At 68.3% G+C, this 19511-nt stretch carries 14 protein-coding genes and 4 pseudogenes; 3 read left to right on the forward strand and 15 right to left on the reverse strand.

What is annotated here, in order from left to right:
- Positions 1-114: 114 nt before the first annotated feature.
- Positions 115-1148, reverse strand: a pseudogene (locus OG574_RS09400) (integrase core domain-containing protein).
- Between the two features lie 98 nt (positions 1149-1246).
- On the reverse strand, positions 1247-1858 hold the full coding sequence (locus OG574_RS09405) for a TetR/AcrR family transcriptional regulator (protein WP_326772763.1): 612 nt from the start codon (positions 1856-1858) through the stop codon (positions 1247-1249).
- Positions 1859-2004: 146 nt separating this feature from the next.
- Here OG574_RS09405 and OG574_RS09410 point away from each other — a divergent pair, with 146 nt between their 5' ends.
- On the forward strand, positions 2005-2505 hold the full coding sequence (locus OG574_RS09410) for an MFS transporter (RefSeq protein ID WP_326772764.1): 501 nt from the start codon (positions 2005-2007) through the stop codon (positions 2503-2505).
- Between the two features lie 174 nt (positions 2506-2679).
- Complete coding sequence (locus OG574_RS09415) at positions 2680-3612, forward strand: alpha/beta fold hydrolase (protein ID WP_326772765.1); 933 nt, start codon at positions 2680-2682, stop codon at positions 3610-3612.
- Between the two features lie 202 nt (positions 3613-3814).
- On the opposite strand, the gene OG574_RS09420 is transcribed toward OG574_RS09415, so the two are convergent.
- From OG574_RS09420 to OG574_RS09470, 11 genes and pseudogenes are all read right to left on the reverse strand, one after another.
- A complete protein-coding gene (locus tag OG574_RS09420) occupies positions 3815-4987 on the reverse strand; it encodes an RNA-guided endonuclease InsQ/TnpB family protein (protein WP_326778416.1) in 1173 nt (390 codons plus the stop codon).
- A gap of 166 nt (positions 4988-5153) precedes the next feature.
- A pseudogene (locus tag OG574_RS09425) lies at positions 5154-5474 on the reverse strand (transposase); the annotation flags it as partial.
- Between the two features lie 161 nt (positions 5475-5635).
- Positions 5636-6382 carry a maleylpyruvate isomerase family mycothiol-dependent enzyme gene (locus OG574_RS09430; protein ID WP_326772766.1) on the reverse strand — a complete coding sequence of 249 codons (747 nt, stop codon included), beginning with the start codon at positions 6380-6382 and terminating at the stop codon, positions 5636-5638.
- Between the two features lie 223 nt (positions 6383-6605).
- A pseudogene (locus OG574_RS09435) lies at positions 6606-6824 on the reverse strand (hypothetical protein); the annotation flags it as partial.
- Positions 6796-9342, reverse strand: a complete 2547-nt coding sequence (locus tag OG574_RS09440) for a sensor histidine kinase (RefSeq protein ID WP_326772767.1) — start codon at positions 9340-9342, stop codon at positions 6796-6798. The gene OG574_RS09440 and the pseudogene OG574_RS09435, both read right to left, overlap by 29 nt.
- Positions 9343-9410: 68 nt before the next feature.
- A complete protein-coding gene (locus OG574_RS09445) occupies positions 9411-10094 on the reverse strand; it encodes a response regulator (protein WP_326772768.1) in 684 nt (227 codons plus the stop codon).
- A gap of 124 nt (positions 10095-10218) precedes the next feature.
- Positions 10219-10926 carry a potassium-transporting ATPase subunit C gene (locus OG574_RS09450; protein ID WP_326772769.1) on the reverse strand — a complete coding sequence of 236 codons (708 nt, stop codon included), beginning with the start codon at positions 10924-10926 and terminating at the stop codon, positions 10219-10221.
- Between the two features lie 5 nt (positions 10927-10931).
- Positions 10932-13082, reverse strand: a complete 2151-nt coding sequence (kdpB, locus tag OG574_RS09455) for a potassium-transporting ATPase subunit KdpB (RefSeq protein WP_326772770.1) — start codon at positions 13080-13082, stop codon at positions 10932-10934.
- Positions 13079-14743: a potassium-transporting ATPase subunit KdpA gene (kdpA, locus tag OG574_RS09460; RefSeq protein ID WP_326772771.1), complete on the reverse strand. Its 1665-nt coding sequence runs from the start codon at positions 14741-14743 to the stop codon at positions 13079-13081. The genes kdpB and kdpA overlap by 4 nt, the downstream gene beginning before the upstream one ends.
- An 8-nt stretch (positions 14744-14751) precedes the next feature.
- Positions 14752-14841 (reverse strand): K(+)-transporting ATPase subunit F, encoded by a 90-nt coding sequence (gene kdpF / locus OG574_RS09465; protein WP_018536030.1) that lies wholly within the window; start codon positions 14839-14841, stop codon positions 14752-14754.
- 304 nt (positions 14842-15145) lie between these two features.
- Positions 15146-15422 (reverse strand): annotated as a pseudogene (locus tag OG574_RS09470) (amino acid permease); the annotation flags it as partial.
- Positions 15423-15715: 293 nt separating this feature from the next.
- Between OG574_RS09470 and OG574_RS09475 the strand changes: the two are divergent.
- Positions 15716-16273, forward strand: coding sequence for a hypothetical protein (locus tag OG574_RS09475; protein ID WP_326772772.1), 558 nt, complete (start codon positions 15716-15718; stop codon positions 16271-16273).
- A 75-nt stretch (positions 16274-16348) separates the two neighbouring features.
- Here the strand turns inward: OG574_RS09475 and OG574_RS09480 are convergent, their stop codons facing one another.
- Positions 16349-18277 (reverse strand): NAD-binding protein, encoded by a 1929-nt coding sequence (locus tag OG574_RS09480; protein WP_326778417.1) that lies wholly within the window; start codon positions 18275-18277, stop codon positions 16349-16351.
- 138 nt (positions 18278-18415) lie between these two features.
- Complete coding sequence (locus OG574_RS09485; RefSeq protein ID WP_326772773.1) at positions 18416-19237, reverse strand: DUF4118 domain-containing protein; 822 nt, start codon at positions 19235-19237, stop codon at positions 18416-18418.
- Positions 19238-19511 lie beyond the last annotated feature (274 nt).

The following is a 19511-nucleotide window of genomic DNA, read 5'->3' on the forward strand; positions in this document are numbered from 1 at the left end:
TCCTTGATCCTGCCGCAGCGGCGGAACCCAGCCACCACAGCGCTGCCCCATGCCCGACTGAACGTCAGCGGAGGATGTCGGGCCTGCGCTTGCCGAGAACCTCGTCCGCGCACGTCACGCGGCAAGTTCGTATTCGTGGAGGACACATCCCAGGCGTCGGCGTTTCCGTATGTCGAGGCGGGCTATCTGCTCCGGATCAGCGAGCCGGACAGGCAGTGGCCGGAGCGGACGGGCGTTGGCGATGCCTGATGGGGCCTATAGGAGTTGTAGAACCGCTCGAACTCCCGCAGAACGTGGCAGACGTGGCGCCGGTTCCAGATCAACGTGCGGTCCAGCAGCTCACACCGACAGGTCTGCACCCACCTCTCCATAATCGAGTTCATTCGCGGCATCTGGACTCCGCTGAGCACGACCTCGATGCCCGCACCCTTCAACACGGCGTCGAACAACTCAGGGAACTTGCCGTCCCTGTCCCGGATCAAGAACCTTGCTCGGCAGCCCGTGTCCTCCAGGTCCATGACGAGATTTTTCGCGACCTGCACCACCCAGGCTCCCGACGGGTGCGCGGTCGCGCCCAGGATCCGAATCCGGCGGTTGGCATGCTCGATCACTGCAAACACGTACAGCCGCGCTCCAGTCAGGGTGACCGTCTCGAAGAAATCGCACGCCAGCAGCGCCTCGGCCTGGGAATGAAAAGAGTCTGCCCACGTGCTTCAACTCCGTTCGGGCGCCGGGCCGATCCCGGCATCCCGCAGGATCTCCCATACCGTGAAAGCGGCCACCTTGATCCCCAGACAAGCAGTTCGCCGTGCATCCTCCTGTAGCCCCACGTGGGGTCCTCCCGCGCCAGGCGCAGAACAGGACCGGGATGGAGTGCACAGTGCGTGGCCGGCCCGACGCTTCGGCCGAGAACGGGCCGCGTGGCGGCGCGCGACCAGGTCGCGGTGCCATCGCAGCACCGTGTCGGGGCGCACGAGCAACCGCAGTCGACGCAGCGCATCGCGCGGAACCTGGTGCAGCAACGCCGCCAGGAACGCCCGATCGCCCGGCCCGAACCGCGGCCTGTCCCCGCCCAGTTGCCGCTTCAGAACCGCGGTGAGTCCGGCGGGCCTCGAGATCACCGAGTGGCCGTCAATACACCACCCCAGCGGACGTCACCCGCCGACCCATCTCGGCATCACGTCGACGCCAGAGCCTGTCGGCATGCCGGGTTGCAGAAAGCCGAGTTCTGGCGGAGTGGGTGCCCTCAGCTTTGGGTGACGCCCTCGGAAACTGCCCGGGCGAGGGTGTCCGCCACCGTGGTGCATGCGAGCCGGGTCACGGAGCGCAGCTCGGCGTCGGAGGCGCCGACGCGGCTCAGTACGGCCAGCGATTGGTTGACAGCGACGACAAATGTGGCGAGCTCGTCGAGCGTTTGGCTGTCGGCCGAGGACTCCGCCAGTGCCCCGCGTATCCGTTGGCGCTGCAGGTCGAGCAGGCCACGCACCTGCGCGCTGTTCTCCTCCTTCAGCGTCAGTGACTGCGTGGCGGACTGGGCGATGAGGCATCCCACGGGGACCGACGGGTCGGCGATACGGCCCAGGATGACGTCGAAGAATGCCTCGACCGCGCGCACCGGATCACCGGGGTGCGCGGCGAGCGCCTGCTCATACTGCGCGCCGTAGATCGACGCGTAGCGGTCGAGGCACTTGCCGAACAGGGCGTCCTTGTTGCCGAAGGCGCCGTAGAGGGAGCCGCGGCCGAGGCCGGTGGCCGAACCGAGGGCATCGAGTGAGGCGTCGGCGTACCCGCGCTGCCAGAACACCTGCATGGCCTGGTCCAGAGCCGCGCTGATATCGAACTGCTTTCGGCCTGACACGGCGTCCGCCTCCTCCTTCACGTCTCTGTCACGTCTCTGCTCGGAGCCTACTCGCATCTTGGATCGATCGGTCGAGCTATCTTTGACCGATCGATCCAAGATGGTTAGCGTGAAGGTCTTGGTTCTCGCACCCGAAAGGCCACACGGTGATCGACGACATCGCGCCAGGCGTCCGCGCACAGGCTGTTCCGTCCGCCGACGGGCGCCGGGCGCGCGCCGGGTTCTGGCTCGTAGCCGCGGTGTACGCCCTGGTCATGCTGGGTGGGACGCCGCCGATTCCGCTGTATGCGCTCTGGGCGTCGCAGATGGGCTTCGGGCCCTTCACCACGACACTGGTCTTCGCCGTCTACGCCTTGGGGACGGCGCTCGCACTGAAGTCGTTCGCGTCACCGTCCGAGCGTGCGGGCCACCGCCCCATCCTGGATGCCGCTGTGCTCACCGCGGCCACGAGCACAGCGCTGTTCCTCCTGGCCCACGATGTCGCAACCCTGCTGGCGGCACGGTTCCTGTGCGGCCTGGGTACCGGTGTCTTCACCGGCACGGCGACCGCGGCGTCCACTGCGGACCCGAGTAGGTCTGCGATTTGTGCACGTGTGGGACCCGGCACCAAGGGTGGAGCACGCCTCTCGCCGGTGCTGCCGACGTAGGGCATCTACGGGGCCGCGGTGGGCGGTGCGGGCCTGCGCGCGTCAGGCCGTCGGGACACGGATCTCGAGCACCATGCTCGCCAACCGCGCTCGCGGGCCTCGCCGTCGGCCGACACACCAAACCAGCACACCCCACACCCCACGCCCCACGCCCCACGCCGATGGAGGAGAACCATGACTGACCCCGAAACCACCGCCAGCGTCCCCGACAACCCAGTCCGTGACCTGCCACTGCACGACCTGACCGGCTTCACCCACCGCTGGGTCGACGCGGGCGGCGTCCGACTTCACGCAGTTGAAGGCGGTCAGCCGAACGGCCCAGCCGTCGTGCTCCTCGCCGGATTCCCGCAGACCTGGCGGGCATGGCGAAAGGTGATGCCCGGCCTGGCCGACCGATTCCACGTCATCGCGATCGACCTGCCAGGCCAGGGCCACTCCGAACGCCCGGACGGCAGTTACGACACACACACGATCGCCGCATACGTCCACGCCGCGGTGAACGCGCTCGGAGTTTCGACATACTGGCTGGCCGCCCACGACATCGGCGCGTGGGTCGCCTTCTCCCTCGCCTTGAAGTACCAGAGCCAGCTGCGTGGCGTCGCACTACTCGACGCCGGAATCCCGGGCATCACACTCCCCGACACCATCCCGACCGACCCCGAGATGGCGTGGAAAACCTGGCACTTCGCATTCCATCTCGTGCCCGACCTGCCCGAGACACTGCTCACAGGCCGCGAACGCGAATACGTCGGCTGGTTCCTGAAGGTCAAAACCCTCTCCCCCGACACCTTCGACGACGCCGAGATCGAGCAGTACGCCGCGGCCATCACCGCTGACGGCGGACTCCACGCTTCCCTGGCCTACTACCGAGACGCCGCTGAATCGGCGCGAAAGAACCACGAGGCCCTCGAACAACAGCACCTGACGGTGCCGGTGCTCGGGATTTCCAGCAGCCACGGCTCCATCCCCGACATGGCAGCTTCCATCAGGCCATGGGCCGGCAACACCACCGGGGTCGTCGTGCCGGACGCAGGACACTTCATCCCGGACGAACAACCCGACGCCGTCACCGCCGCACTATCCGGCTTCATCGCTCAAGGCGACTGACACCGGCCAAACCCGCCTGCCGGGCGACCTGCCTGTTCCGGCTCACCACGAACCCACCGAACGCGACTCTCGCGCCCGAGTGGGAGGAGCGACGACATCTCCGGCGTCGGCGCAGGCTACGAGTCAACTGCCCGGTCGTGGAACGACTGGGATTGCTGCTCGAGTCATCACTGGCTGTGATGGGTTCGGCTGCGTCCAGGACTCACGCGATGAGGGTGAGTTCAGGGGCCGTTGACTGAGCCCCGCAGACCCACACGTACCACCCGCGGCGGGCGATGTTGCGGGACGCATTGCGGTCTGCGTGATCAACGAATCCGCAGACCCGGCACGAGAAAACAGCCTGGGCAGGCCGGTTTCCGCGTTCGATGTGATGACACTTCGAGCATTCCTGGCTGGTGTACGCCGGATCGACATACACGACCGGCACCCCGGCCCGCTTCGCTTTGTAGGCGATGAACGAGCCGAGTTGCGCGAAGGGCCAGGAGTGGATCTTGACGCGTTGGGGCTTTCTCAGCCGTGCCCGCTCGCGGATGCCCTTCAGGTCTTCCAGGGCGATCCCGCGAGCGGTGCGTTCAGCCTCCGCCACGATCCGCTTCGAAATCTTGTGGTTGATGTCCATGGCGCGCCGGGCTTCCTTGCCAGCATGCCTCTTCGCCCGCCGCTTGGCGGACTTGGTCTGCTTCTTCTGCAGCTTGGACCGCAGCTTGCGATCCTGCTCCCGCTTGCGATTGACACGGCGACCGCAGTGGCGCTCGCCATCGGAAGTGACCGCGATGTTCACGATCCCCAGGTCCACCCCGAGGAACCCGACCGGCTGAGTGTTCAGAGCCCCCTCGGGGATCTCGCAGGTGGCGATCAAGAACCATTTCCCGCCCTGGCACACCAGGTCGGACTCACCCTTGCGGTGCGCGGCCAAAACCTCCAGCTGCTCAGCCTGCCCGGTGAACGCCACGCTCTTCAGCCGACCGGCCGTGGACCAGATCGACACCGTTTGCTGCTCGTGCTGCCAGGACAGCATCCGGTCGTCGTATGGCTGCGCCGCCTGGGGCCGGAAGACCACCGGCTTGCCCGAGGCGCGAGTGTGCCGCCTGGAACCGGGCCGCCCGTAACGTCCCGCCCGGAGGTTCGCCTTCAGGGTGGTGTAGGCGTCACACGTCTTCTTGATGGCGTGCTGGGCGGCCTGCGCGCCAAGCCCCCACCTGACCCGGATCTCGGCATAGGTGTGCTTGCGCAACTCCAGCGGACGTCGCGCGTTTTCCTCGAAAGCAACCCCGGCCGCCCAGGTCGCCGCTTGATTGCAGGCGTGCAGGGTCGCCTCAAGTGCCGCCGCCTGTACGGGCGTCGGCAGCAGCTTCACCCGCACCACCAGCTTCACAATCAGCGAACCTATACACCTGAACGAAAACCCACCACACGTTCGCCCCACCTCACCCGAACGAGCGACACCCACCCCGACCGCCCCGCACACACCGCCGCAAGCCCGGCTCCGCCTGAACGCCTCCCGGCCGCTCCGCAGCCGTCATGGCCTACGGCACGTCACGGCGACGCTCCCGCACGTGCGCGGAGTCCAGCACGAAGGAGACATCGACGAGGCCGGCATCGTCCAGACGGTGCACAACCGCCTCGTGCAGCCGACCCCACACACCGGCTCTCGACCAGATCATGAACCGCCGGTGCACCGTCGACTTCGACACCCCAAAACAGGGCAGCAGCGCCCGCCAGGCCCAACCGCTGACCAGTACGTAGATGATCGCGGCGAACAGCGTCTCATCAGGCGTGTTCTGCTTCCCGCCACCCTGCGGCCGCACCCGATCCGCCGGAATCAACCGACTGGCGATCTCCCACAGCCCATCCGGAACAATCCAACTCCACGTCCCCCTGACCCATGTTGAGGTGCACTACCCAGCCTCACCACGTAGGACACCGTCTTAGTACTCCAGCTGTAGATCGCGATCTTGCTGGCGGGGTCCGCAGGCCAGAGCGTAGGCGCCCCGCCCTGCATGGGGTTTCTCGGGCTGGGACGTCAGCCCAGGTCTGGCCAGTTCAGGAGATTCTCCAGGGTGGCGCGGTCACCCTCGCTTCGCAGGTTGTCCAAGGGGTGGCGGCCGTGCAGGGCGAGCAACAGGTTGCTCGCGGATCCGTGGAGGTCGGCGTCCGTTTCATGTGGGCCGTCGATGAGGTGTGAGCCCGACGTCGACAGGTCGACCAGCCATGACTCGCCCTCGGCGGTGTGCAGGCCGATCCGGGCCGGATCATGCGGCCAGGGGCCGGCGGTGCCATGACTGACGCCGATGAACTCGGCGATGCCGTCGAGTGCGACAGCCGTCGGGACGGGCTGGGGAGTTCCGGTGGCCAGCTGGGCGTCGAAGGCGTGGACAGCGGCCTCCTGGACCTGATGGCGCGCCACGGCACCACTCGTCGTCGGGACGTCGGAGTCGCTCCACCATGTCCAGCAGTCCACCGCTGGACCTGCGGCTCGCAGGGCGGTGATCAGTTCTTGGGTGGCTGCGGCCGAACGGGCCAGTAGGTCAGCTGAGAGCGTGTCATCGGTCGGCACGGTCGGGGGCTTCTCGCTGGGACCGGCCACGACCGCCGCCGCCCAGAACCGGTGCACCTCGGCAAGGTGCTCAACGAGGTCGCGGAGCGACCAGTCGGGGCAGCTGGGGACGCGGACATCCAGATCGGGGGAGGCCGCGACGCTGCTGCGCAGGGCGGCGGAGCGGTCCTGGACCAGGGCCAACAGGTCTTCGAAGGCAGGTGTCTGGGTCATCCCAGCTTCCTATCACCCGCCGCTGACAGTGGCCCTTCGCCTTACCACTGACCTGCGAGTGCTCCAACAGCGGTTCGTGGTCCTGCTGTTGGAGGCCGATCCGCGGAATGGGCGCGGCCCCGGTGATCATCGGTGTGTGAAGACAGAGGATCAGACGGAGGCCGCAGGCCACAGCGTCGATCCTGCCCGCTGGCAGGAAGCGTTCGAGGTCCTCACGGGCCTCGCCACCGCCGTCCGGGTGGACGGCGATCGCCTGCCCGTACGAGACGACGGGCACGGCCAGCAGTGCGGCGATGACCAGCGTCACCGGCAGCGCGGCGGTCAGCGCGCCGGTACTGGCGGCGATCAGGACGAGCACGATGGCCTCGGGTGCGTACGCGACCGAACTCAGCGCGTCCAGGGAAAGGGCTCGGCTAGGAGGTGGCGGTCGCGGGTAGGTCAGGGCGGGCCGGCTCGAGGCCGGACGCGGTCGGCAGGGTGAGGACCATGGTGAGGCCACCGCCTGGGGTGTCCTCCGCGCTCAGTGTGCCGCCCATCGCCTCGGCGAAGCCGCGGGCGACCGCGAGGCCGAGGCCGACGCCCGCCCCGCCGGGGGCGTCGCCGTAGCGCTGGAAGGGCTCGAAGATCCGGTCCTTGGCCTCGTCGGGGACGCCAGGGCCGCGGTCCACCACCCGTACCTCCACCCGGTCGGCGATGGCGCTCGCGGACACCAGGACCCGCTCGCCGGAGGGGCTGTACTTCACCGCGTTCTCCACGAGGTTGGCGACCGACCGCTCGAGAAGGCCCGGGTCGACGGTGACCATCGGCAGGGTCTCCGGGATCTCCAGCTCCACGCTGCCCTCAGGAACCCCGCCGAGCGCCATCGGCACCACCTCGTCGAGGTCGATCTCGCGGATCAGCGGAGTGACCGTGCCCGTCTGCAGCCGGGACATGTCCAGCAAGTTGCCCACCAGATTGTCGAGGCGGTCGGCACCGTCCTCGATGCCCTCGAGGAGTTCCGCATGGTCCTCTTCGGACCATGCCACATCGTCGGACCTCAGTGAGGAGACCGCTGCCTTGATTCCGGCCAGTGGCGTACGAAGGTCGTGGCTGACGGCGGCCAGCAGCGCGGTGCGGATGCGGTTGCCCTCGGCGAGCGCGCGGGACCGGTCGGCCTCGGACTTCAGTCGCTGACGGTCCAGGACCACCGCGGCCTGAGCGGCGAAAGCGGCCAGGACCCGCCTGTCCTCCGCCGGCAGCACGCGCCCGGACAGCGCCAGCGCCATACGGTCACCGACCGGCATGTCGGCATCCGCGTCCTCCGGACGTCCGACCACCGCTCCGGTACCCACGCTGCCCGCGCAGGTCCACGGCTCCACGTCGCCGGCCCGCTCCAGCAGCGCCACCGACTCCATCCCGAAGGTCTCGCGGACCCGTTCGAGCAGGGCCTCCAGGCTGGTCTCTCCGCGCAGCACACTGCCCGCCAGGAAGGAGAGGATCTCCGACTCGGCGCGCAGCCGGGCCGCCTGATGAGTGCGCCGGGCTGCGAGGTCCACCACGGAGGCCACCGACACGGCGACGCCGACGAAGATCGCGATGGCGACGACGTTCTTGGGGTCGGCGATCGTGAGGGTGTGGACGGGCGGAGTGAAGAACCAGTTCAGCAGCAGGGAACCCACGAGCGCTGACGCGAGCGCCGGGTAGAGCCCGCCCAGCAGGGCCGCGGCCACGGTCAGCGCGAGGAACAGCAGCATGTCGTTGGCCAGGCCGACTTCGGGGGCGACGCCGGTGAGCAGCAGCGTGAGGAGGGCCGGGCCGGCCACACCGGCCAGCCAGCCCAGGATGACCCGGGACCGGCCGAGGCGCGCAGTCCGGGCGACAGGCAGTCCGCGCCCCTTTCCCGCCTCGTCGTGCGTGATCAGGTGGACGTCCAGGTCGGGGCCCGAGTCCCGGGCGACGGTGGCACCGACACCCGGACCGAAGACGTACTGCCAGCCCTTGCGGCGGGACACTCCGAGGGCGATCTGGGTGGCGTTGACGCCGCGCGCGAAGTCCAGGAGTGCGGTGGGGATGTCGTCGCCGATGACGTGGTGGAAAGTGCCGCCCAGGTCCTCCACGAGGGTCCGCTGGACCACCAGCTCCTTCGGTGACGCGGAGGTCAGCCCGTCACTGCGGGCGATGTAGACGGCCATTACCTCACCGCCCGCACCCTTCTCCGCGAGCCGCGCGGCCCGGCGGATCAGCGTGCGGCCCTCAGGGCCACCCGTCAGTCCCACGACGATCCGCTCGCGCGAGCCCCAGATCTTCGAGACCCGGTGCTCGCTGCGGTACTCGGTCAGATAGGCGTCGACCCGGTCCGCCACCCACAGCAGGGCCAGTTCGCGCAGCGCGGTCAGATTGCCGGGCCGGAAGTAGTTCGACAGTGCCGCGTCGACCTTGTCGGGCTTGTAGATGTTGCCGTGTGCCATCCGGCGGCGCAGGGCGGGCGGCGACATGTCGACCAGTTCGATCTGGTCGGCCCGTCGTACGACCTCGTCAGGGACGGTCTCACGCTGCCGGATGCCGGTGATCGACTCGACGACGTCGCCGAGCGACTCCAGATGCTGGATGTTGACGGTCGAGACGACGTCGATGCCGGCCGCAAGGAGTTCCTCGACGTCCTGCCAGCGCTTGGCGTTGCGCGAGCCCGGGATGTTCGTGTGCGCGAGTTCATCGACCAGGGCCACCTGGGGACGCCGGGCGAGCACCGCGTCGACGTCCATCTCTGTGAAGACGCTGCCGCGGTACTGCAGTTCCTTGCGCACGACCTGCTCCAGGCCGTGCAGCATCACCTCGGTGCGCGGCCGGTCGTGGTGCTCCACGAATCCGACCACGCAGTCGGTCCCCCGCTCGACGCGACGGTGCGCCTCGGACAGCATCGCGTACGTCTTGCCGACACCCGGTGCCGCACCGAGGTATATCCGAAGCTTGCCGCGTGCCATCTTCTCGTCTCTTCGTCTCTACGGGCGGAGGCTGTGGGAGTGCTGGGGCCGGGTGACGAAAGCGCGGTTCAGCTCTCGAAGCGGTATCCCATGCCGGGCTCGGTGATGAGGTAGCGCGGGTGGGCGGGGTCCGTCTCCAGTTTCCGCCGCAGTTGGGCCATATAGACGCGCAGATAGTTGGTCTTGTTGCTCTGGGACGCGCCCCAGACCTCCTGGAGCAGGTACTTCTGCGTGATGAGTCGCCCGGGGTTGGTGACCAGGATCTCCAGCAGGTGCCATTCGGTCGGCGTGAGGCGTATGTCGTGTCCCCCTCTGCTGGCCTTCTTGGCGAGCAGGTCGATGGAGAACTCGTCGGTCGTGACCAGGACGATGTCGGGGGCGAGCGGAGCGGCCTCGGTGCGGCGGACGGCCGCCCGCAGGCGGGCCAGCAGTTCGTCCATGCTGAACGGTTTGGTGATGTAGTCGTCGGCGCCCGCGTCCAGCGCGGTGACCTTCTCGTCGGAAGCGCTACGGGCGGAGAGCACCAGGATCGGTACGCGGGTCCAGCCGCGCAGCGCCTTGATGACGTCCGTGCCGTCCATGTCGGGCAGGCCCAGGTCGAGTACGACCACGTCGGGCTGGCGCGCGGCGGCAAGACGTAGGGCGGTGGCGCCGTCGGGTGCCGGGTCCACTCCGTATCGGCGGGCCTCCAGGTTGATCACGAGGGCCCGGACGAGCTGAGGATCGTCCTCCACCACCAGCACCCGGGTCATCGGTGTGCGCCTTTCCTCTTGTACGGAAGGCCGGAGCCTGCGGAACCTGCTTCATGGCTACGGGAGTTGACGCATCGGGGGTGTCGCCCCGTACGCCAACTCCCGCGTGGTGCGCATAAGGCCATCAGCTCTTCGCCACGAGTTCCTTGAGTGCGACGTTGAGTTCGAGGACGTTGACGCGGGGCTCACCCATGAAACCGAGGATGCGGCTGCTGGTGTGGTCCTTGACGAGCTTGTCCACCTGGGTGACGGACAGGCCGTTCTGCTCCGCGATCCGGTGTACCTGGAGGTCGGCGTACGCCGGGGAGATGTCCGGGTCGAGGCCGGAGCCGGAGGACGTCACCGCGTCGGCGGGGACGTCGGAGAGCTTGACCGTGTAGCCGCCGACCGAGTTGTCCTTGATGACGGCTGCCTTGGCGGCCACCACCTGGGCGCAGAGGGTGCCTTCCTCCGACTTCGCTGTGCACTTCCCGTTGATCGCGCCGTTGTCGCCGGACAGGTTGGTGGCACCGGAGAGGATCAGCTTGTACTGGGTGTTGACGCTGTTTTCGCCCAGGCCGTTGGAGGGGCGCGGCTGGAACCACTTGAGGTCGGGTTCCGCGGTCTCCTGGCCCTTCTTGAGCGGCAGGTCGTAGCGCTGGCCGATGAGGGACGAGCCGACGACCTTGCCCTCGGACTTGATCTCCGAGCCGTTTGCCTTGTCGTGGAAGACGGCCTGCGCGACGCCGGTCACGGCGAGCGGGTAGATCACACCGCAGACGACTGTCAGGACGAGCAGCGCACGCAGTCCCGCCCACAGCAACCGACCTGTGTTTGCCACTGAGTTGTTCATCGTGATCAGCCGATTCCGGGGATGAGGGAGATGAGTACGTCGATGATCTTGATGCCGATGAACGGCGCGATCAGGCCGCCGAGCCCGTAGATCCCGAGGTTGCGTCGCAGCAGCTTGTCGGCGCTCACCGGCCGGTACTGCACGCCGCGCAGGGCGAGCGGTACGAGCGCGATGATGACGAGCGCGTTGAAGATGACCGCGGACAGGATCGCCGAGTCCGGTGAGGACAAGTGCATGATGTTGAGCTTGTCGAGGCCCGGGTAGACCGCCGCGAACAGCGCCGGGATGATCGCGAAGTACTTCGCGACGTCGTTGGCGATGGAGAACGTCGTCAACGCGCCCCGGGTGATGAGGAGTTGCTTGCCGATCTCGACGATCTCGATGAGCTTGGTCGGGTTGGAGTCGAGGTCGACCATGTTGCCGGCCTCTTTGGCGGCCGACGTTCCCGTGTTCATCGCCACGCCGACATCGGCCTGGGCGAGGGCGGGGGCGTCGTTGGTGCCGTCGCCGGTCATCGCGACCAGCTTGCCGCCCGCCTGCTCGCGCTTGATGAGGGCCATCTTGTCCTCGGGAGTGGCCTCCGCGAGGAAGTCGTCGACGCCGGCCTCCTCGGCGATCGCCTTGGCCGTCAGCGGGTTGTCGCCCGTGATCATGACGGTCTTGATGCCCATACGCCGCAGCTCGTCGAACCGCTCGCGCATGCCCTCCTTGACGACGTCCTTGAGGTGGATGACACCCAGGACGCGGGCACCCTTGTCGTCCTCTACGGCGACCAGTAGCGGAGTGCCGCCTGCCTCGGAGATTCGGTTGGCCAGGGTGTCCGCATCGTCGGAGACCTGGCCGCCATGTTCCTTGACCCAGGTGATGACCGAACCGGCAGCGCCCTTGCGGATCTTGCGCCCGTCGACGTCGACGCCGGACATGCGGGTCTGCGCGGTGAAGGCGATCCACTCGGCGCCGGCCAGCTCGCCGCGCTGCCGCTCACGCAGCCCGTACTTCTCCTTCGCCAGGACCACGATCGACCGCCCCTCGGGGGTCTCGTCGGCCAGCGAGGACAGCTGCGCGGCGTCCGCGACCTCGGCCTCGCGGGTGCCGGTCACCGGCACGAACTCGGAGGCCTGCCGGTTGCCGAGCGTGATGGTGCCGGTCTTGTCGAGCAGCAGGGTCGATACGTCGCCGGCGGCCTCGACCGCCCGGCCGGACATCGCCAGCACATTGCGCTGAACGAGGCGGTCCATGCCCGCGATGCCGATCGCGGACAGCAGTGCGCCGATCGTCGTCGGAATCAGACACACCAGCAGGGCCACCAGGACGACCATCGTGAGGTGCTTGCCCGCGTAGTCCGCGAACGGCGGCAGTGTGGCGCACGCGAGGAGAAACACGATGGTGAGCGACGCGAGGAGGATGTTGAGCGCGATCTCGTTGGGCGTCTTCTGACGCGCGGCGCCCTCGACCAGGGCGATCATGCGGTCGATGAACGTCTCACCGGGTTTCGTCGTGATCTTGATGACGATGCGGTCGGAGAGGACCTTCGTGCCGCCGGTGACCGCGGACCGGTCGCCACCGGACTCGCGGATGACGGGCGCGGACTCACCGGTGATGGCCGACTCGTCCACGGACGCGACGCCTTCGACGACGTCACCGTCGCCGGGGATGATGTCGCCCGCCTCACACACCACCAGGTCGCCGACGGTCAGGGCCGTGCCCGGCACCTGGTCCTCGGTCTTGCCGTCCTTGGACAGGCGGCGTGCGACGGTGTCGGTCTTGGCCTTGCGCAGGGTGTCCGCCTGCGCCTTGCCGCGGCCCTCGGCCACCGCCTCCGCCAGGTTCGCGAAGATCACAGTCAGCCACAGCCAGGCACTGATCGCCCAGCCGAACCAGTCGCTCGGATCCTTGAAGGAGAACACCGTCGTCAGGACCGAGCCGACCAGCACCACGAACATCACGGGCGACTTGACCATGATGCGCGGGTCGAGCTTGCGGCAGGCGTCCGGCAGCGACTTCAGCAGCTGCTTCGGGTCGAACAGACCTGCGCCGACACGTCCTTCGTCCTTGTGACCGGTCGGCACATCGCTGTGCGGCGCCCGGGTCGGAGTGGCTTGGGACATCGCGTCCTCGTCGTTTTCTGTACGGGTCTTGGCTATACGAGTGGTCATGACGCCAGCCCCTCGGCCAGCGGGCCCAGCGCGAGGGCCGGGAAGTAGGTCAGGCCGGTGATGATGATGATCGTGCCGACGAGGAGGCCGGTGAACAGCGGCTTCTCGGTGCGCAGGGTGCCGGCCGTGGCGGGGACGGGCCTCTGCTCGGCGAGCGAGCCCGCGAGCGCAAGCACGAACACCATCGGCAGGAACCGGCCAAGGAGCATCGCGAGACCGATCGTGGTGTTGAACCACTGCGTGTCCGCGCTCAGGCCGGCGAACGCCGAACCGTTGTTGTTCGCCCCGGACGTGAACGCGTAAAGGATCTCGGAGAATCCGTGCGCGCCACTGTTGAGCATCGAGTTCGGCGGTGTGGGCAGCGCCATCGAGATCGCCGTGAACACCAGCACCAGGGCCGGGGTGATGAGGATGTAGCAGGCCGCGAACTTGATCTCGCGGGTGCCGATCTTCTTGCCCAGATACTCCGGCGTACGGCCGACCATCAGACCGGCGATGAACACCGCGATGATCGCCATGATCAGCATGCCGTAGAGACCGGAACCGGTACCACCAGGCGCGATCTCGCCCAGCTGCATACCCAGCATCGTGATGCCGCCACCGAACCCGGTGAACGAGGAGTGGAAGGAGTCCACCGCACCCGTCGAGGTAAGGGTGGTCGCCACCGCGAAGATCGACGAGCCGCCGACCCCGAAGCGGTTCTCCTTGCCCTCCATCGCGCCGCCCGCGATGTCGAACGCCGGGGCGCCGTGGTGGAACTCGGTCCACATCATCAGGGCCGTGAACCCGATCCAGATCGTGACCATGGTCGCGAGGATCGCGTAGCCCTGCTTCAGGGAGCCGACCATGCGGCCGAAGGTGCGCGTGAGAGCGAACGGGATGAGCAGGATCAGGAAGATCTCGAAGAGGTTCGTGAAACCGTTGGGGTTCTCGAAGGGGTGGGCACTGTTGGCGTTGAAGTAACCGCCGCCGTTCGTGCCCAGCTCCTTGATCGCCTCCTGCGAGGCGACCGCGCCACCGTTCCACTGCTGCGAGCCGCCCATGAACTGGCCGACCGCGTGGATTCCGGAGAAGTTCTGGATCGCGCCGCACCCCACGAGGACGATCGCACCGACCACCGAGATCGGGATCAGGATGCGGACCGTGCCGCGCACCAGGTCCGACCAGAAGTTGCCGAGCTCACCGGTGCGGGAGCGGGCGAAGCCCCGGACGAGGGCGACCGCCACCGCGATACCGACGGACGCGGAGACGAAGTTCTGCACGGCCAGACCCGCGGTCTGCACGACGTGGCCCATGGCCTGCTCGCCGTAGTACGACTGCCAGTTGGTGTTCGACACGAACGACGCGGCCGTGTTGAACGCCTGGTCCGGGTCGATCGCCGAGAAACCGAGGGAGCCCGGCAGGCTGCCCTGGAAGCGCTGCAGCAGATACAGGAACAGCACGCTCATGGCCGAGAAGGCCAGCACACCGCGGAGGTACGCCATCCAGCGCATCTCGGTGTTCGGATTGGCGCCGATGCCCTTGTAGATCCACTTCTCGACGCGCAGGTGCTTGTCGGAGGAGTAGACCCTGGCCATGTAGTCACCCAGGGGGCGGTAGGCCAGGCCGAGCGCCACTATCAGCGCGAGGAGCTGGAGTACACCAGCGAGTACGGGGCTCATATCGGTGCTCAGAACCTCTCCGGGTAGATGAGGGCGAGGACCAGATAGCCGAGGAGGGCGACGGCCACGATCAGGCCGACGATGTTTTCGGCAGTCACAGCTTCGTCACCCCCTTGGCGACGAGAGCCACCAGCGCGAACACCGCGATCGTGGTGACGACGAAGGCCAGGTCGGCCATCGCGAGCTCCTAGATGAGGTTCGGATTGAACGGACGATTAGAGGTAACCGCCTCCCTGGCCGAATTCGAGCGCCGTTGACGCCTCCCTTACGGAGGCGCGTACGCCTTTGACGGAACTCTTACGCCGGCTCATCCATCGGCAGGAACCACCACCCCCCATCCGCCTGAATACGCCGATGGCCCGCGCCGACGAGGGGCGGGCCATCGAGGGTGAAGGGCGTCAGGAACGCGGCGATCACCTGCCGGTACGAAGCGACGAGCACCGCGAGCAGTCCGCCGACGGCGAGCGTGACCGGCAGGGTGAAGCCGAGGCCGTGTGCCCCCTCCCCCCGCGGCGGCCGGCACCAAGACGATCGCCCCCGGGCCGTACGCCACTGACGTCATCGCGTCGAGAGACAGGGCGGCCAGGCCGGTGCGGGCAGTGAGCCGATGGCGCTCGCCAGTATCCGGGGGTTCCTCGCCGTCAGGGGCGGCGCCGGGCTCGGCGGTCAGGACAGACATGGGGCACGTGCTCCTACACGTCACGAAAGGCCCACGTACACGGGGAGGCGATATGCCGGTGCACCCAAGTTCTGTCCTCTCACCGCCGTCTCCGACCTCTCCTTGCGGCATCTTCGCGCCGAAGCCCCCGACCTTGACGTGAGCCTCATGAGCACGTGACACGTACGACTCCACGGGAGTGAGCCCTTCCCCACGGCCGCACCCTGACTGGGACGTCAAGGTCGGGCAGCGCGTCCATCAGAGCCCCGTCAAGGTGCGGGGAACGTGCTCCCCGGGGCTTTACCGTCGGCTCCATGGGACGCCCCGACGACGCACGACAAGACGCGGTCCACAGCCACGCGAAGCCCCCCGCAGCAGTGACGCACGACAGCCGCTGGGCAGGGGATCTGCGCAGTGCGATTCAGTGCTCGGCAGTAATCCTCGGCCTCATGCTGATGATCGACTGGGGGGCCGGCAGCTTCACGGCCCTGCGCATCACACTGTGGGTCGCCCTCGCGGCGCTGCTGTTCATGATCCTCTACCCCGCCCGGGTCACCGCGGGCCAAGGCTGGCTGGCCTCACGCGGACTCCTGCGCGAGCGGCGGGTACGCACCGACATGTTGGTGTCGGTGCGTTGCCTGGGAGGCGTCTCCCAGCGGCTCCGCCTGCGGGACACGTCGGGCCGACGGCTCGAGATCAACCCCCAGATCCTCGTGAACAACCCCGAGCTGTGGCACCGCTTCTCCAAGGACGCCCAGGAGTCTGCCGCCCGCGGACACCTGACATGCGGGGCAACCGCACTGCTCCGGATCTCGGCACGGATCGACCGCGAGACGGCCCTGACCGTGTTCAAAGCCTCCGGCCTGGACTGAGCCCTTCGCGCCCATCGGCCGACGTCGCGTCGCACCGGCCTCACTCACACGACCGTCAGCGAAATCGATGGGTCGTCACACCCGCCTGTCCGCCGGATGCGGCTGCACCCCGGTCATGAGGATGTCCAGGCCACGCCGCGTCGTCGCCAGCACCACGCGGTCGCCCGCACGCAGGACCTTCCCCTGCGAGGGGCGCCAGTCGAACCCGGGCTGGCGGAACCGGATCCCGGCGAGGGTGTCCATCGACGACTGAGCGGGTCTGTCCGCGGCAGATCCCACGGCCAGGACCCGCCACTCGTGCTCCCGGAACGCCTCGTGGACCGAGCGTCCCTCGAGCTCGGGATGCCCCGCCACATCCACCACCGTGAACAACAGCGAGCCCCGCTCGACCGGCATCACCCCCAGCACATGGCGGCCCATCATCGCGGCGGCGAAGGACGGTGCGGCGAGCGCCGAGACACTGCGGCTGCGGGTCGGGGCCTGAGGGTAGGAGGCGCGCAGGGTGCGCTGGACCGTGGCCGCGAAGTCGTCGTCGTACAGCCTCATCACCACGCGCACACCCGGGGTGGTCTCACGTGCGGCCATCACGATGTCGAGATTCTCGCCGTCGTCCCGGGTGAGAACCAGCAGCGACCTGCTGTGCCGGATGCGCGCGCGGTCGAGTACACCCGGCGTTCCGGCGTCCTCAAGGACCAGCGGAACGTCGAGTTCACGGGCGAGGGCGACGCCGCGCGCGTGCGGATTCCGCTCGACGGCAACAACCCTGTGGTCCGTGGTGCGCAGCTGCGCCAGCACACGGGTACCGATCTTCCCGAGACCGACCACGACGATGTGGTCGGTGAGGTCGTCGGAGGGCGCAAGGCCCACGGAGGCGCTGCGGAACGCCTCGGTGGCGTTCATGGTCGCGGCCACGACGAGGGGCAGGACGGCGAGCCCGACGAAGCCCGCGACCAGTTGCAGCACCCGGCGGGCCACCGCCTCGTCGGTGGCAGGGTCGCCCATGGTGAAGATGTCCAGCAGGGGGAGGTAGACGTTCTTCCACCAAGGGTGCTCGTGCCCGAACAACGCGGTGGCGACCGCGAGCGCGACGACGATCGCCGCCAGCACACCGAAGACGGCGATGACCTCGCGGGAGAGGAAGACCCGCCACGGCAGATGCGCGAGCCGCGCCCTCAGCCAGCCGCCGACGGGTCCGCCCCGCTCCCCGGCGGCCGGCTCGGAGGCGTGGTGGTGGGTGACCTCCTCGAGCATCAGCCGGCCGTGCGTGAACTGCCGGTGGTAGGCGGTGCGGGTGTCGGGCAGCAGCTGGGTGCCGTCCTCGCCCGGTGTCTCGGGGCTGTCGTCGCTCGCCGGATCGTCCTGGTGGGCTCCGGAGAGCACCGCGAGTGTGGCCAGATCGGTCGACCGGGGTGGCGATCCGGCGGGCCGCACGACTCCGCGGAAGACCTTGCCCTCGACCTGGAGGGTGTGGCCGTGGCCGACCGCGGCGGCGGCCACGAGCTCGGGCACGGCCGTGTCGGCGTCGGACAGAACCGTGGTCGACATGTCAGGCCGGGGATCGTCGTCGCCTCCGCCCATGACCTCGGCGGCTGCACGGTCCAGGAGGCGCTCGAGGTGGCGTCCGCGCTCGCGGTTGAACATGCGGATGACGAGGCGGATGGACGGGTTGAGGCCCCGGGCCAGCAGCGCCGCGGTCATGTTGATCTGGTCGTCGGCGTAGGTCAGCGCGAGGGCTGCGGCCCGCTGCACGCCCGCTGCACGCAGGATCTTTTCGTCGGGGTGTGCCGCCACCAGGAGCTCGATGGGCGAGTGCGGGTCGCGGTGCAGCGCGGCGATCTCTGCGCCGTGAGCGTCGCGTCGTGAGGGCAGCACGACGGTGACGGCCTCGCCGCACACGGCGTCCAGTTCGACGGCGAGCCGGTGCGCGAGCCCGTCGTCGCCACAGATCACCATGTGCTGGGAGCGGTGGCCAAGTTCCGTGCGGAGATGGAGAGTTGACGTCACATCAGTCAAGAACGGCAGGGCGGAGGGGTCCGGTTCCGGATCACCGGGAGTCCAGCGTCAAGGTTCCGTATGCGTACGTCCGCACTGCGGGGCGCACCAGGCGTCCCGCAGGCCGGCCGCCCGGCCCCTGGCCGGGTGTCAGCCGTCCTTCAGCGGGCCCGCCGTGTCGAGGGCCGCGCCGGTCTGGTCGGCGAGGGTCACCGCCACGAGGCGAGCCTGGAGCGGCGGGACAGGACCCGGGCCAGGAGTGAGCATGAACCGGCCAAGGTAGTGGCCGTTGCCGTACGTGCGCAGTTCCGTCTCGCCCTCCGGCCAGCCGCTGCTGTCGACGTCCCAGCGCTTGCGGCCGACCACGACACTGCCGTCCGGCTGCAGGCGGGGCGGCTGTCCCATGAGGGTGCCGTATTCGAAGCGGCAGGCGCGCAGGCCGAGCAGTTCGGTGATCTGGTGGCGGACGTGGTCGACCACCGAGTCCGAGGACTTCGCGGACTGAGCGAGGTCGGCCGTCTCATGGATACGGGCGAGGTAACCCGCATCCGTCACCGTGATGACTTCGAGGCGGCGGGCGTGTGCCGCGAGCTGGGACACGATCAGGCCGACGACCAGAAGGAGGACCGCCGTCTCGATGTCGTCGGATGCGTTGATGTCGAAGGTCCGGTACGGCCGGGTGAGGAAGAAGTCGAACCAGGCGGCCGCCGACAGCGCCGCGAGCGCGCCTGCCGCACGGCTGCCGATGGCGGCGATCGCGACGACCACCACGACCAGGATCAGCGCGGCGTTCGTCTGTGACAGGTCGGTACGGAAGGGCACGAGCGCGAGCGCCACCAGGAACGGTCCCGCGAGGCCCGCGAGCAGTGCGAGCCGGTCGCGGAGCCGGTAGCCCGTCATCATGCCGTCACCTCTCGCGTTCGTTGCGGCGAGTGCGGGCCTGGGCCCTCGTACGCCGATGTCAGAGCTCATCGAGATCCTCCGTGGATACTCCGCCCTTCAGGGGGAGAGGAAACGGACTCCTGCGGAGCAGGGCAGCGAGCGGGTATTCGCCCTGTGGGCGGATACCCGTCCCACGCACTGTCCGCGACTTGTATGCTCGGCCTTGCCCGGCTGGCGATAACCAAGCTGGCCGGGTCTACCGCCGGGCTGGCGGGATGTCAGGTCTGTGGAGCTGGCGTAAGACTGCTGGGCGTACCAACGTCCCTTGCCGTTCATTCGGGGCAGCGGCTGTCGATGAAGCAGA

The organism is Streptomyces sp. NBC_01445 (assembly GCF_035918235.1).
In the GTDB taxonomy this organism is placed as follows: Bacteria; Actinomycetota; Actinomycetes; order Streptomycetales; family Streptomycetaceae; genus Streptomyces.